The sequence below is a fragment of the Roseibium sp. TrichSKD4 genome (assembly GCF_000148725.1).
Taxonomy (GTDB): Bacteria; Pseudomonadota; Alphaproteobacteria; order Rhizobiales; family Stappiaceae; genus Roseibium.
The window spans coordinates 506,317-519,484 of sequence record NZ_GL476320.1; the positions used below are offsets into that span (position 1 = coordinate 506,317).

The 13,168-nt window shown below is 53.9% G+C and carries 15 protein-coding genes; 4 read left to right on the forward strand and 11 right to left on the reverse strand.

Annotated features, from left to right (window positions below; all coding sequences use genetic code 11):
* Positions 1–406: MBL fold metallo-hydrolase (locus tag TRICHSKD4_RS23170; RefSeq protein ID WP_040617363.1), on the reverse strand; the 406-nt coding region annotated here is incomplete at its 3' end.
* A gap of 84 nt (positions 407–490) precedes the next feature.
* On the opposite strand from TRICHSKD4_RS23170, the gene TRICHSKD4_RS23175 reads away from it, so the two are divergent.
* On the forward strand, positions 491–856 hold the full coding sequence (locus tag TRICHSKD4_RS23175; RefSeq protein ID WP_009469427.1) for a helix-turn-helix domain-containing protein: 366 nt from the start codon (positions 491–493) through the stop codon (positions 854–856).
* A gap of 64 nt (positions 857–920) precedes the next feature.
* Here TRICHSKD4_RS23175 and metG read toward each other — a convergent pair whose 3' ends face one another.
* Positions 921–2,453, reverse strand: coding sequence for a methionine--tRNA ligase (metG, locus tag TRICHSKD4_RS23180; protein WP_009469428.1), 1,533 nt, complete (start codon positions 2,451–2,453; stop codon positions 921–923).
* Between the two features lie 414 nt (positions 2,454–2,867).
* On the opposite strand from metG, the gene TRICHSKD4_RS23185 reads away from it, so the two are divergent.
* Positions 2,868–3,071 carry a hypothetical protein gene (locus tag TRICHSKD4_RS23185; protein ID WP_009469430.1) on the forward strand — a complete coding sequence of 68 codons (204 nt, stop codon included), beginning with the start codon at positions 2,868–2,870 and terminating at the stop codon, positions 3,069–3,071.
* A 71-nt stretch (positions 3,072–3,142) separates the two neighbouring features.
* The gene (locus TRICHSKD4_RS23190; protein WP_040617364.1) at positions 3,143–4,612 is read left to right on the forward strand and encodes a radical SAM/SPASM domain-containing protein; all 1,470 of its coding nucleotides are present in this window, start codon (positions 3,143–3,145) and stop codon (positions 4,610–4,612) included.
* A 37-nt stretch (positions 4,613–4,649) separates the two neighbouring features.
* On the opposite strand, the gene TRICHSKD4_RS23195 is transcribed toward TRICHSKD4_RS23190, so the two are convergent.
* From TRICHSKD4_RS23195 to TRICHSKD4_RS23200, 3 genes are read right to left on the reverse strand one after another with little or no spacing between them, the layout of a single operon-like run.
* Positions 4,650–5,645 carry a YeiH family protein gene (locus tag TRICHSKD4_RS23195; protein WP_009469432.1) on the reverse strand — a complete coding sequence of 332 codons (996 nt, stop codon included), beginning with the start codon at positions 5,643–5,645 and terminating at the stop codon, positions 4,650–4,652.
* Between the two features lie 13 nt (positions 5,646–5,658).
* Complete coding sequence (locus TRICHSKD4_RS31365) at positions 5,659–5,976, reverse strand: hypothetical protein (protein ID WP_009469433.1); 318 nt, start codon at positions 5,974–5,976, stop codon at positions 5,659–5,661.
* Complete coding sequence (locus tag TRICHSKD4_RS23200) at positions 5,948–6,931, reverse strand: cytochrome-c peroxidase (protein ID WP_009469434.1); 984 nt, start codon at positions 6,929–6,931, stop codon at positions 5,948–5,950. The genes TRICHSKD4_RS31365 and TRICHSKD4_RS23200 overlap by 29 nt, the downstream gene beginning before the upstream one ends.
* A gap of 51 nt (positions 6,932–6,982) precedes the next feature.
* Between TRICHSKD4_RS23200 and TRICHSKD4_RS23205 the strand changes: the two genes are divergently transcribed.
* A complete protein-coding gene (locus tag TRICHSKD4_RS23205; protein ID WP_009469435.1) occupies positions 6,983–7,465 on the forward strand; it encodes a tetratricopeptide repeat protein in 483 nt (160 codons plus the stop codon).
* 35 nt (positions 7,466–7,500) lie between these two features.
* Here TRICHSKD4_RS23205 and dctP read toward each other — a convergent pair whose 3' ends face one another.
* Genes dctP through TRICHSKD4_RS23235 form a run of 6 tightly spaced genes read right to left on the reverse strand, consistent with a single transcriptional unit; the run spans position 7,501 to position 13,071 of the window.
* Positions 7,501–8,559 (reverse strand): TRAP transporter substrate-binding protein DctP, encoded by a 1,059-nt coding sequence (dctP, locus tag TRICHSKD4_RS23210; protein WP_009469436.1) that lies wholly within the window; start codon positions 8,557–8,559, stop codon positions 7,501–7,503.
* 26 nt (positions 8,560–8,585) lie between these two features.
* A complete protein-coding gene (locus TRICHSKD4_RS23215) occupies positions 8,586–9,875 on the reverse strand; it encodes a TRAP transporter large permease (protein ID WP_009469437.1) in 1,290 nt (429 codons plus the stop codon).
* Positions 9,875–10,465 (reverse strand): TRAP transporter small permease, encoded by a 591-nt coding sequence (locus tag TRICHSKD4_RS23220; RefSeq protein ID WP_009469438.1) that lies wholly within the window; start codon positions 10,463–10,465, stop codon positions 9,875–9,877. Before TRICHSKD4_RS23220 ends, TRICHSKD4_RS23215 begins: the two co-directional genes overlap by 1 nt.
* A 46-nt stretch (positions 10,466–10,511) precedes the next feature.
* Positions 10,512–11,027 (reverse strand): flavin reductase family protein, encoded by a 516-nt coding sequence (locus TRICHSKD4_RS23225; protein WP_009469439.1) that lies wholly within the window; start codon positions 11,025–11,027, stop codon positions 10,512–10,514.
* Positions 11,027–11,917, reverse strand: a complete 891-nt coding sequence (locus TRICHSKD4_RS23230) for an aldo/keto reductase family oxidoreductase (RefSeq protein ID WP_009469440.1) — start codon at positions 11,915–11,917, stop codon at positions 11,027–11,029. The genes TRICHSKD4_RS23225 and TRICHSKD4_RS23230 overlap by 1 nt, the downstream gene beginning before the upstream one ends.
* Positions 11,917–13,071 (reverse strand): LLM class flavin-dependent oxidoreductase, encoded by a 1,155-nt coding sequence (locus tag TRICHSKD4_RS23235; RefSeq protein WP_009469441.1) that lies wholly within the window; start codon positions 13,069–13,071, stop codon positions 11,917–11,919. The genes TRICHSKD4_RS23230 and TRICHSKD4_RS23235 overlap by 1 nt, the downstream gene beginning before the upstream one ends.
* Positions 13,072–13,168: the final 97 nt, after the last annotated feature.

Below are 13,168 nucleotides of genomic sequence, written 5' to 3' on the forward strand. Positions count from 1 at the left end.
AAGTGGCAAAGGTGACACCTTCCATGCTGGCAACACCGCCCCAATGGTCCGGGTGCTCATGACTGACATAAGCTGTATGAACTGGCTTGCCGGTTGATTTAATCAATGCGTTGACCTCGGCAGCCGTTGGCGGAAGCATTGTGCTGTCTGCCACAAGCAATTGATCACCGAGCTCAACCACATGGCTGGTCACATTGACCGCTTGCGCAGGCGAGACATAGCTGTGAAAGGTCACGCCGTTTTTGGTGAAACTATGGACCGTCCCGGCAGGCAATGCACCTTGAGCCTGAGCAGGTTGTGGTGCGAAGTTGGCCTTGAGAAGCGCAATGGCGCCAGCCGACAATGCAGCGCCTTTAAGCAAGCTACGGCGTGAGAGGTGATCAGGCATCTTGAAAATGTCCTTCATAATTTGATTTTCCAAACTTACGATGCGATATGTAAGTGATGAATAATATAATGAAGTCAAGAAGTTTCATTAAAGGCACTAGGTATGGTCAAGGATACCATTGAGCGTGATATGGAGATCGAGAACTGCCCAATCCGAAACATTCTGGATAGGGTCGGCGACAAGTGGTCAGTCTTGATTATCAGCATGTTGGCAGACGAGCCGAGGCGCTTTAACGAGCTGAAACGCATGATTGGAGACATAACACAGCGCGTGCTGACATCGACGCTCAGAAAGCTGGAAGCGGACGGCCTGATCTCTCGGCATGTAGAGCCCAGCTCCCCGCCCAAGGTCACTTATGCGCTGACAGATCTTGGACGCGATTTGCTAGAGACCTTGAAGCCCCTGATTATCTGGGCGAAGGATAATTTCGACGATATTCTGCTAAGCCGCAGCCAGTTTGAAGGTTGAGGTTGACGAAATAAAAAACGGCGAGCCTACGCCCGCCGCTCAATAATGAAGTTTAAAGGCGTTGTTACGCTTCGGGTGCTGCGACCCTTGGGAACAAAGAGGTCAGTTCGCCGAGAGTGTTGCCGCCTGGAAGCTTGTCGAGTTCCGCCTTCCAGGGAGCGGCTGGGGCTGGAACGTTCAGCATCGCAAGCGCCTTGGTTGCAGACGCAGGGATGACCTGCATCAGGGCCTCAAACAGGATGCGTTGGCAGTCCAGCGCCACATAGAGCACTGTCGCACAGCGCTCGCGGGTCTCTTCGTTCTTGAAGAGGGACCACGGAGCCTGTTGATCGATATACTCGTTCATGGCGTCCGCGGCGGAAACAAGCGCCTGAATGCGTGCCGGGATATCAGGCATGTTGATCCACTCACCAAAGCCCGAAGTCGCCTCCAGAACCTGCTTGCGCAGCGCTTCGTCTTCGGCGCTCAAAGCACCGGGTGTTGGCACCTTGCCGTCAAAGTTCTTGTTAGAGAACTTGGCAACGCGCGACAGGAGATTACCGATCTTGTTGCCCAGTTCGCCATTATAGGTCTGGCGGATCAACTCGACAGATATCTGGCTGTCGCTGTCAGCGCGCATGTGGCGGGCGAGATACCAACGCAGAGCATCCACACCCATCAGGTCCATGACTTCGTTCGGATCGACAACGTTGCCGATGGACTTCGACATCTTCACGCCGCCTTCACCCGTCCAGTGACTGTGAACCGAGAGTTTCTTCGGTAGAGGCAGACCGGCGGCCATGAGCATGATCGGCCAGTAAACCCCGTGGGGCTTGAGGATATCCTTGCCGATCAAGTGCTCACACTCGGCCCACCAGGCGGAATAGTCACCGTCCGGCCAATTGATATTGGTCAGGTAGTTTGCAAGCGCATCAAACCAGACATAGGTCACAAAGTCCGGATCAAACGGAAGGTTAACACCAAGCGTGACGCGGGCCTTGGGCCGTGAGATACACAGATCTTCCAACGGCTCGGATAGCATCTGCTTCAGCTCGTTGCGGAAGGCTTTCGGCTGCACGAAATCCGGATTGTCCTCAATGTGTTGCAGCAAGCGCTCGCGGAACGGTTCCATCTTGAGGAAGTAATTGACTTCCTTGCTTTCCTCGATCTCCATGGTCGGGTGCAAAGCGCATTTCCCATCCTCTGTCAGATCGGTGTCGCGCTTGAACTCTTCGCAGCCTTTGCAGTACTTGCCGGTGTATTCCTTCTTGACGATCAGATCCTTGTCGAAAATCGTCTGCTCCATGGCAGCAACGGCCTGTTTGTGGCCGTCGCGGCTGGTGCGCACGAAATAATCGTAGTCGACATCAAAGAGATCAAAAACCTCGCGGAATTCCTTACAGCGCATGTCGAGATACGCTGCCGCATCCATACCAAGAGCAGCTGCAGCTTCCTGGTTCTTCTGGCCGTGCTCGTCCACACCGGTGGACAGCATCATCTCATACCCCAAAGCGGTCCGGTTGCGCTTCATGATATCGGCGACAATCGACGTGTAGGCGTGGCCGATATGCGGCGAGCCATTGACGTAATAGATCGGGGTCGTGATGTAACTTTTCATCTGACGCTTTCAGGTTTGGGGAACGGCGACGAATAAGCCAAGTGCCACAAATGGGCATCGGCTTCAATGCAATCAACCGGTCCGGAAAATCTCGTGCTGGCTATATTCCATAGACAGCAGGCAATGAAAAGGTCCGCAATGGGTATGAGACTTGCTGATTACGGGTTATCGAGCGAACTGTGAACCTCTATTTTTGATTGAAGTACTTCGTTATTTAAATAGCCGAAATCAGTCACTTTTAGTTGGATGAAATCTGCACTATTCCAGAGGGTCTCCGGTGTGAATTTGCACACTCATTTCACAGTGAATTCACTTAGTATTTCTTGCGATGAGTGTTCCCATCATTGCGGGTTTTGAGTGGTTTAAAACCCATTCCTACCCGTTTCTCAATGGAAGTATTTTAGGAGAAATATTATGTCACAACGTGAGACACCGGATCTTTCACACCTGTCCGGACGCGAAGTTGAAAAAGTTGCTGAAGCAATAGGGGCCGGCCCGCTTCGGTCATTGCTTGCAAACAAAGATGCAATTGCTGCACTCAATGTAGACGATGTGAACAAGCTAGCCGAACTAGCAGCAGCATCACGGGCCAACTGTGGCGGTATTGGTTGCGGTTAATTGTGATGAGCGGCACCTGTTTCGGGTGCCGCTTTATTTTTGTAGGATCTTTTTAAGAATTTAGGTGTCCCATGTCTTTTGAAGTGAAAAATCCGCAAGGTATCGGTGAGAGATTCACTATTGTGTCCGCTGGCAATGATGATTTTTTATTCTTGCCTTCCGTCACAGGTCTTTACTCTTTGCCTTCGCAGTTAAAGTCTGAACTGGCGGGCTTTCGATCTGACAGTTTTTTGCAGAATTTGCCCGGTGAAAGAGAATACCAGGCCGGAATTCAAGCATTTTTTTCCGACTTTCTCGCTTCTCACAATGCGCCGAGTACCAATGACGTCTCGTGGCCAACCGAAAATAAAATAGAAGACTTGGTGCTCAACATCAGCCAGATATGCAATCTTGCATGTAGCTATTGTTATGCTGACGATTTGAATAGCGCAGGCAAAATAATGTCGAAGTCCGTGTGTCAGGAGGCATTGGACAGAGCTTATCAAATGAGTGACACCGGCCTGAAAAGCCTGAAATTTCTGGGCGGAGAGCCGACACTGGCTTTTGAAGAAATCAAGTATGCAGTTGAATATGCAGAGACCATATGCGCCGCTGAAGGTTATCGGCTGCCATCCTTTGTAATTGTTACAAATGGCACGAAAATAAATGCGGAAATGGCTCAGTTTTTTGCGAGCAAGAATTTCTATGTGCTGGTCAGCATGGACGGCCCACAAAGTATCCATAATCTTTTGAGGCCCTTTACTGGAGGGCGTGGTTCATATTCCAAGGCGTTGGATGCAATCGTTGAATTGAAGAAAAAGAATGTTGAGGTCGCCATTGAGGCTGTTTACACGCAAACGCATTACAAAAATGGTGTCTCAATCCGCTGCCTTCTCGACCATTTCCTCGAGATTGGCATTCGCGAGATGCAGATTACTTTGGCTCTTGGGACTTGGCATGGCGAGAATACGCAGTCGGAGATAAAAGAGGTTGCGTCTGACTTCGCGGCCGCTGCTCGCCGCTGTATCAGGTCTTTTCTGACAGATGATCCGTTTTTGCTACGCGGAATTCAATTCGTTATCGACGGATTTGCAAATAAAAAGAAGAATTCGCATGTCTGTGGAGCAGGTCGCACGTTTATGGCTGTAAACTACGATGGCGCCGCCTATCCATGTTACCTTTTGGAGACATCGGAAACGGCATATGGTTTCGTGGGTAAAGAATGGAATGAAGAACGCTACGCGCTCATTTCTTCGAAATTCATGGAAAATGGCAAAGAGTATCATGACACTTGCAAAAAATGCTGGGCGAAAGAGATATGCCAGTCCTGTTTAGGGTCGTCTTTTCTAATCGACAAGCAGATCTCTAAACCCCCAGCTTGGTTCTGTGCCACGCAAAAAACACTGATATCAAGCGTATTGGGTGAAATTGCTTCCGCTCTTCAAGGTGAGCAGAAAGAAGCATTTTTGGCAAACCTTTCCCATTTCTTGAAACCTCGTAAATTTGAGGAACGCGGAGAGGGTACAATTAAAGATCAAACGTTCGACAAGGCCATTGTTTAAAAAAATACTGCAGGAATAGGCGTTCGGTCATCCTTAGCTACCCAAACAGCCAGATGCCGCCGAGCACAAAGAGTGCAAGAAACGCGGTTTGTGTGATCACCAGCCAGATGGCAGGGCCGCCGACTTCCAGCAGTTTCGGGATTGAGGTTTTCATGCCGACCGCTGCAATGGCCGCCAATAAAGCCCAGCGGGAGATATGACTGGCCGCATCGCGTACGACTTCGGGGATCAGCCCGAAGGAGTTTAAAGTTGCAAGTGCCAGAAATGCCAGCACAAACACCGGAATGAGAGGCGGGCGCTTTGTGCCCGGCTCCACTTGGCTGCGCAAGAGAAGAGCTGCAATGAAAACCACCGGGGCCAGCAAGGTGACCCTGATCAGTTTCACCAAGGTTGAAAGGTCTCCGGTTTCTTCGGACACCGAAAAGCCAGCCCCGACGACCTGAGCCACATCATGGATCGTGCCGCCCAAAAAGACCCCTGTTTGTTCGATTGTCAGGCCCATTGAGGCGGTCAGGAGCGGGTAGATAATCATGGCAAGCGTGGAGAGTACCGTCACGGTGATGACAGTGAAGGCAAGGTCGCGCTCCGCATGTTCCCGTTTTGGCAGGATCGAACCTATAGCCATGGCCGCTGAGGCCCCGCAGATCGCAACTGCCCCGCCAGAAAGGAAGGAGAACAAGCGGTCCCGGCCGAATAAACCGCCGATGATAAGGGAAAAGCCGATGGTCGCTGCAACACCGGCAATGATAACCATCAACATGGGAAGACCGAGCGTTTGCACCATTTCCACGCTGATCCGCACGCCCAACAGTGCCACCCCGATCCGCAGCAGGGTCTTGCCGGAAAAGGCAATGCCGGCTGCGGTTTTTTGCCCCTCTTCGGAAAGAAAATTGAGTGGCATGCCCAAAAGGATGGCCATCAGCATGGCTGGCGCACCGTAATGCTCGTTTAGGAACTGCGCCGAAATCGCGACCAGTCCGGCAATGGCGATACCAGGAAAAAGCTCTGCTACCTGTTCTTTGAGGGAGGGCATGGATTGGATACCTTTACTCAGGCTGATCGATGGGCAGGCCGCTTGGCACCCGGGCAGGCACACCAAAGGGCGGTGTGTCGACTGTGGAACCGGTAAGACCATTCAGAAACGCAATCAGGTCGGCAATTTCCGGATCGGACAGGGCAACCGGATCTATGTCCAGTATGCGCTTCTGGCGCTCCATCTCCAACCGGTCCTTCCAGACCACGAAATCAATTGCCTCCAGCCACGGGCCGAGGCAATGCGCAAGTTCTCGTGTCAGCTTGCAAAGGCGTCTTTCGATCAAGGTGATGCGAGATACTTCAGCGTCGATAAGCGCCGTTGTGACCATAGGGAGCTGTCAGGGCCACGTTCCGCAGCATGGGTGTGCGAAAGCGGTAGGAGTCTTCCAACTGGTCACTTTCCCCCATGCGGCCCACATCGCGGACCATTGGGTCAAAACGCCGTGTGCGTCCCGGCCCAAATGGCGGCAAGCCGAGTGCATGAAATCTTTGATCACTCATGAGTTTACCGGAATGGCAGGCCGCGCAGTTGGCCTTGCCATAAAAGAGCAAGAACCCCCGTTTTTGTGCCTCCGTCAGAGCTTCCTTCTCGCCGCTGAGATACGCATCAAAAGGGCTGTCATAGCTGGTCCATTCCAGCGCCATGAAGGCAGCAAGCGCGTTGGCAATCTCGGTGATTGTCACCTGATCCGGACTGTTGATGTGATCGAAGGCTTCGACGAACATCTCACCATATTCAGGGATGACGCGCACGCGTTTGGCCAAGATTGGCCATGCTGCATCAATCCGGTCATGGATCGCTCCGGCGATCTCGTTTTCCTTAGGGTTGCCCGCCATTTCAAACTGGGCAACGAGCGGAAAGATCGCCTGTGTGGCAAGGATCGAATTGAAGCCTTCTGGAAGCCACTCTTCAGCTGGTGAGTTGAAGCCGTTCTCAAAGGTCTCCGCAACGGACAGGCGGCCATCATGGAAAAAGACCCGAAGATCTTTGGCGCCAAGGTTCCAAAGGCCCGGCGCATTGCGCGGGATGCGTTTTTTGATCCGGTCATCCCCTGTCCCGGCTGTGCGGGTGGGGCCAAGGCCGACACCGCCTTCACCAATTCCAAGGGACAGACCGTCAGACGTGCCGAATTCTGGATGATGGCAGGTCGAACAGGCGATATTTCTGTTTCCAGACAGGATCTTGTCATAAAAGAGAAGTTGACCGATCTTGGCTTGTTGTCTGTCAAAGGGAAGAAAGTCATCGGCGGTCAAGGGCTCGGGCAGGGAGGTTGCCTGAGCCATCGGGGCAGAAGTAAGCCCCAACGCTAAAATGCTGAGGAGGAGCGCCCAACAATGTCTGCCATTCGTCTGCTTTTTGCTGGAGTATTCCTGCTGTGGCTCGCGCCCGCTCATGCGGAAATCGAACATGCGCGTGATTTGATGGAAGAGGGGCAGTTTGAAAAGGCGATGGAAGAGCTTTGGCCCGCAGCCCGCTCGGGCAATGCGGATGCCGAAGAGCTGATCGGCGTGATGTACGCCATGGGGCTCGGCGTTGAACGGGACGATCAGCGCGCGTTTGACTGGTATTTGCGCAGCGCCATGAAAGGCCATCCGGGCGCGCAATCTGGTGTTGGCTGGTATTATGAAGTCGGACGAGGTTTGCCTGCACCCGATCTTGTGCGGGCTTACATGTGGTACACGCTCTCTGCCATCGGAGGTGATCCCGATGCCGCCGTTTCTCTTGAAGAAGTGGTCAAGAAGATGACCAAGGCCGAAATCGAGAAAGCGCATATACTGGTCGCAGATTACAAGGTCTGGATGTACCCGTTTCGATAAGGGGACAGCGGGAGGCCCGCTGTCCTTGTTTGATATTAGTTCAGATCGGCGTCGCGGGCTGCGTTGATTTCGCCTTCCGCTTCTGCGACCGCGTCGGTTAATGCGGTGAAGATTTCATCGCCGCGTGCAACATTGGATTTGAACCAGTCATAGACCGGTGTTGCCGCTTCCTTGAACGCTGCTTTTTCAGCCGGTGTTGGAACGTAGAGGTCACCACCACCTGCAACAAAGTCTTCATAAGCCTTGATAGACTTGCGCTTCGGTGAGGCGAAAGTTGCCTGTTGAAGGGCATAGAAGCCATCCACGACCACGCGGCGCATGTCTTCCGGCATGCCGGTGAACTTCTCGTTATTCATCCACCACAGCGCACCCATATAGGCGTGGCCATCAAGTGTTACATATTGAAGACCAGCATCCGGGAACTTCATGCCCATGATGTCTGTAATGCCATTCTTGGAGCCTTCAACAACACCTGTCTGGAAGGAGGTGAAGAGTTCCGGCCACGGGATCGGGGTTGGAGACGCACCAAGGGCCTTGACCAGCTCTTGCGGAAGATCGGCAACAACGGTCCGGATTTTCAGGCCTTCCATATCGGAGGGAGACGCAACGCGGCGCTTGGTGTTGGCAAAGTTCCGCCAGCCACCGGTGTTGCCGATGGTCATCAGGCGAACGGCCCCGCCAGAATCTTCCAGCGCCATGTCGCGCATTTTGCGGGTGAAGTCGCCCTGCAGAACAGCTTCTGCAACACGGTCATCCGCCATCAGATAGGGGAGGTCGAGCACCTGCACATAAGGGAAAATGCCTGAAGCGCCGCCAGATGTGGAGATGTAGATATCGATGGAGCCGTCAGCGATGCCTTGCAGGCACTCCGCGCCATTGGAGCAAAGCTGGGTGCCGATGAAGAGTTCAACTTCGATAGCGCCGTTGGACGCGGCTTCCACATAGTTTTTGAAAACAACCAGACCGTCATAGTCCTCGTCATTTTCGTTGGAGTTGGCCGTTGCGCGCAGGGTGTAGTCAGCCGCGGTCGCGCTCAAGGCGGAGCCAGCCAGCATGGCCGCCACCGTCAGGTATTTCAGGGTTGATTTGAGCATCTTGGTTCCTCCCTTGAAATGCTCGGTTAATCCGCAAATCCGGTCAAACGCGGAACTGTCATGGAAATGGCCGGGAAATAGGTCACGAGAAAGATCACCAGCACCTCCACAGCGAGAAATGGCAGAATCGCCTTGGCGATTGTCTCCACTCGCTCCTTGGAGACGGACGCTGCCACAAAGAGAACCAGACCCATGGGCGGCGTTGCAAGTCCGATCGTCAAATTGACACTCATGATGATGGCAAAGTGGATCGGATCAACGCCAAGGCTCAGGAAGATTGGCCCGAGAATGGGCCCAAGAATGATAATCGCCGGACCTGCATCCAAAAACATGCCCACGACAAACAAAAGCAGGTTGATCAGGAACAAGAGGATCAACGGATTTTCCGACAAGCTGAGAATGAAGGCAGCCAGCTGTTCCGGTGCGTGAGAAAGCGACACAACGGTCTTGAAGGCCATAGCAGCCCCCACAAGCAACAGCACAACCGCTGACGTGATGCCAGCCCGGTTCAGAACGTCCGGAATTTCGGAGATCTTCAGTGTTTTGAGAACAAACAGTCCGATCACAAGGGCATAGGCCACGGCAACAGCGGCCGCCTCAGTTGGCGTGAAGATACCGCCCAAAATGCCACCGAGAATGATGACGGGTGTCAGCAGCGGAAAGAACGCTTTGAGGCTGGCTTGACCGCGTTCGCCCCAAGTTGCCTTTTTGGTCGCAACGGGAAAATCATACTTGTCCGCCATCACCTTGACCATCAACATCAGTCCGATGCCAACCATGACGCCAGGCACGATACCGGCAAGGAACAGCGCTGCAACGCTTTCCCCCATGACATAGGCATAGATAATCATGATGCCGGACGGCGGAATAATCGGGCCGATGACCGAGCTGGCCGCCGTAATTGCCGCTGCGAATTTACGCGTATAGCCCTGTTTTTCCATGGCCGGGATGAGCATCGATCCGAGCGCGGAGGTGTCAGCAACCGCAGACCCTGAAAGCCCCGCAAACAACATGGAGGACAGCACGTTGACATGGGCCAGACCACCGCGCAGGTGCCCCATCATGGCTTGTGAAAATTCCACCAATCGCAGCGTGATCCCGCCTTTGTTCATCAGCTCGCCAGCGAGCATGAAGAATGGAATCGCCATGAGAGGAAAACTGTCCATCCCATTGTAAACATTGCGATAGAGAAGAGTGATGTCTTTCTCTTGGCCGTTGAGCCACAACAGCAAGCCGGGAGCGGCCAAAAGGCCAAAAAACACAGGTAGGCCGATTAGCAGGAAGAGGAGGAAGAGCGGAAGAAACCAAACCAGCATTATTCTGCCCCCGCCATGTCAGCATCTGCGATTTGAGGCAGTTTTTCAGAACCACCGAAGAGCCTAATAATTGAGCGCAGCACGAGTTCGATGTTCACAAGGATCAGCAGACCAACCCCCACAAACAGCGACATCATCATCCACTTGCGCGGAACCCGCATCCACTCGGAGAAAGTGACGTCGATGGGCACATAAAGAGAGGCTGTGGCAAAGCGCCCGCCGAAGCCGTTGACCTCAGACCAGCCGATTTGAAAGGCTACCACAAGCACAAGAAGGCTAATCACCAAGAGAAAGAGGTGGACCAGTTCGCCGAGGGCTTTGGGCAACAGATGTCCGAACATGTCGATGGCGACAAAGCCGCCGCGCCGGAACGCGGTTGGAGCCATGAGGCCAGCCATCCAGAGCATACAAAAGCGTGCAGCTTCGTCCGGCCAGGGAAGGGCGTTGTTGAGCACATATCTGAAGAACACTTGAATGAGGATCGCGACAACCATCATCGCAATCGCAAACACGCCTATGCCGCGGCCAATGCGAAGCAAAAACGCGTTCACTCCTCCAAGCAGCGAAACCGCTGCCAACAATGCCCCCATATGGGCTCCTCCCGTCCGTGACTGACTGTTTTGTCAGCCTACTTGGTTATTTCGGCGCGATTTGACCGATTTTACCAGCAAAAAATGTCAGCGCGTCTCCCTCGCGCATTTCTGCCCGTAGTACTCGGCCCAGAACAATCAGATGATCGCCCCCCTCGTAGGCCGCGACACGTTGGCATTCAAATCGGGCCAGACAGCTCCCAATCAGCGGAACGCCCTCTTCGTTCCGTGTCAGATCCAGTCCGTCAAAGGCATGCGCATCTTTCGCAAAGCCATGGCAGAGCGCAGACTGCTCGTTGCACAGCACATGGATGGCATAATGTTCGGCTTGCTCAAAATAGCGAAACCGCCGCGATCCCTTGTCCGGGGCCCAAAGCACGAGCGGCGGGTCCAAAGACACAGAAGAAAAGCTGTTTGCGGTAATCCCGACCGGACCGTCCTCGCTCTGCGTTGTGACGATCGTAACGCCCGTTGCAAATCGTCCGAAGGCATCACGCAGCAGGCGGGTGTTCTCCGCATCCGGTTGAAACGTGACAGGATGATCGGTGGTCTGCATATTCATCAGGGAACCTCTTTCCCAAGCGCGGCCTCATAAAGCCGGAACCAAGTTGGCCGATCCAGCTTGACCTTCAACGCATCGGAAATCCGCGCAATCCGGCCGATGTTGTTGGTGCCGAGAACGGGTAGAATGCCAGCCGGGTGGGCCAGAAGGAATGCGACCGCCACAGCGGCACGATCCACTCCAAAGGCGCCAGCCAATTCATCCAGCACGGATGCCACCTTGCCACTGCCGGTCATCAATGAGCCGCCACCAAGCGGCGACCAGGCCATCAAATGCGTCCCCAGCCGTTGGTGAAAGGCCAGATCGCCATTGGTGAAGGGTGAAATCTCCGAAAGGCTGATCTCGATCTGGTTGGTGACCAGTTTTGCGGTCATCGCTGATTGCAGCAGCTCCCAATCCCAGGGGCGGAAGTTGGAAACGCCGACATTCTTCACCTTGCCGCTTTTGATCACTTCACCCAGTGCAGCGCCGGTTTCATGATGGTCCATCAAGGGGTCTGGGCGGTGGATGAGCAGAAGATCGATTGTGTCGATTGACATCTCCGACAAAGAGGCGTCGACCGACTTCAGGATGTGCGCGCGGGACGTGTCATAATACTTGCCCGGTGCATCCGCATAACGTCCGGCAGGGGCAACGATATCGCACTTGGTGACGATCTCCATCTTGTCCCGCAAGGACGGATTTGCTTTCAGAGCTGTGCCCAGCACACCTTCCGCTTCATAGCCGCCATAGATATCGGCCTGATCGAAAGTGGTGATGCCCTGATCCAGACAGGTCTGGATTTTGCGCTCCACATGAGCGGCCGACGTATCGGTATCATCGCCAAGGCGCCACATCCCATAAACAAGGCGGCTCATTTCCAGCGACGGGGACAGCGAAACACGTTGCATTAGCGGCGAACTCCATTGCCGAGAGGGGTGGCCGGCGTTTGGGCCGGGACCCTGTTATACGCATGGGGCAGGGAACAGGTTTTCAGGTTTGGCAAAACGCGTTTGCCGAAATGCTCTGCCTCGTCAAGGTGAGGGTAGCCGGAGAATATGAAGGCACGAATACCCATCTTCTGATAGTTCTCGATCTTGCTCATCACCTGATCGGTGGAGCCGACGAGCGCAGCTCCACAGCCAGATCGGGCACGCCCCACGCCCGTCCAAAGATGCGGCTCGATAAAGCCGTATTCGTCGGCAATATCGCGGTTTTTCGATTGGTGGCTGACACCGAGAGACTTGGCATCCAGGGCGCGTTCGCGAATGCTGGTGCCTTTGTCATCGTCCAGCTTGGAGACGATGTAGTCGGCGTATTCTTTCGCCTCAGCTTCTGTGTCGCGCACGATCATATGCACACGAAGACCATAATCGAGGGTTCGTCCGTATCGTTCAGCCACCGAATGAACGGCCTTCATGCGGCCTTCCAGTTCCTCGACCTTTTCCGGCCACATGAGATAGACATCGCAGTGCTCGCCGCAGAGCTTCAGTGCATCAGGTGAGTAGCCACCGAAATAGAGCAGGGGGCCGCCAGTCTGATAGGGCTTCGCGGGATCGGCCGTCAGATTCTCGAACTGGTAGACCTCGCCCTTGTGGTTTATTTCGTCCTGGGTCCAGGCCTGTTTGAGGATTTCGACCACTTCGCGGGAACGCTGATAGCGGTATTTGCTATCCTCCTTTTCACCCGGAAAGTCGGATGAGATGATGTTGACCGTCAAACGGCCCTCCAGCATGTGGTCCAGCGTTGCAATAGTCCGCGCCAGCATGATGGGCTGCATCTCACCGCATCGAACAGCCGCCAGCATGTTGATCTTGTCCGTAATCGGTGCGCAGCCTGCCACAAAGGACAGGGTGTCCTGTCCGACCTGATAAGACGACGGGCACAGAATGTTCCTGAAGCCGAGGTCTTCCGCCTTTTTCACGATGGACGAGCAATGAGCCCAGGATGAGCGCAAGTCGCCGTCTGGAACACCGAGAAATTGATAGTCATCGGAGCAAAGCGCGGCGAACCAGGACACTTCTGCGGCATCCAGATCCGGTGATGTGACCGGTACGACCGTCATCCAATTTCCTCCAAAACGCCGTCTGCTTTTTTTCTTGCGTATCACCCGCAATGATGTAGATCAATAGTGTATCAATTTTTTATTTGGCCGCATCTGA

Bases quoted from the DNA above. Each gene is read 5' to 3' on its own strand.
- TRICHSKD4_RS23230 (WP_009469440.1), bottom strand. From the start codon at position 11,917: ATGCAACGTGTTTCGCTGTCCCCGTCGCTGGAAATGAGCCGCCTTGTT.
- TRICHSKD4_RS23195 (WP_009469432.1), bottom strand. From the start codon at position 5,645: ATGCCCTCCCTCAAAGAACAGGTAGCAGAGCTTTTTCCTGGTATCGCC.
- metG (WP_009469428.1), bottom strand. From the start codon at position 2,453: ATGAAAAGTTACATCACGACCCCGATCTATTACGTCAATGGCTCGCCG.
- TRICHSKD4_RS23225 (WP_009469439.1), bottom strand. From the start codon at position 11,027: ATGAATATGCAGACCACCGATCATCCTGTCACGTTTCAACCGGATGCG.
- TRICHSKD4_RS23205 (WP_009469435.1), top strand. From the start codon at position 6,983: ATGTCTGCCATTCGTCTGCTTTTTGCTGGAGTATTCCTGCTGTGGCTC.
- TRICHSKD4_RS31365 (WP_009469433.1), bottom strand. From the start codon at position 5,976: ATGGTCACAACGGCGCTTATCGACGCTGAAGTATCTCGCATCACCTTG.
- TRICHSKD4_RS23200 (WP_009469434.1), bottom strand. From the start codon at position 6,931: ATGGCTCAGGCAACCTCCCTGCCCGAGCCCTTGACCGCCGATGACTTT.
- TRICHSKD4_RS23220 (WP_009469438.1), bottom strand. From the start codon at position 10,465: ATGGGGGCATTGTTGGCAGCGGTTTCGCTGCTTGGAGGAGTGAACGCG.
- TRICHSKD4_RS23190 (WP_040617364.1), top strand. From the start codon at position 3,143: ATGTCTTTTGAAGTGAAAAATCCGCAAGGTATCGGTGAGAGATTCACT.
- TRICHSKD4_RS23215 (WP_009469437.1), bottom strand. From the start codon at position 9,875: ATGCTGGTTTGGTTTCTTCCGCTCTTCCTCCTCTTCCTGCTAATCGGC.
- TRICHSKD4_RS23235 (WP_009469441.1), bottom strand. From the start codon at position 13,071: ATGACGGTCGTACCGGTCACATCACCGGATCTGGATGCCGCAGAAGTG.
- TRICHSKD4_RS23175 (WP_009469427.1), top strand. From the start codon at position 491: ATGGTCAAGGATACCATTGAGCGTGATATGGAGATCGAGAACTGCCCA.
- TRICHSKD4_RS23185 (WP_009469430.1), top strand. From the start codon at position 2,868: ATGTCACAACGTGAGACACCGGATCTTTCACACCTGTCCGGACGCGAA.
- dctP (WP_009469436.1), bottom strand. From the start codon at position 8,559: ATGCTCAAATCAACCCTGAAATACCTGACGGTGGCGGCCATGCTGGCT.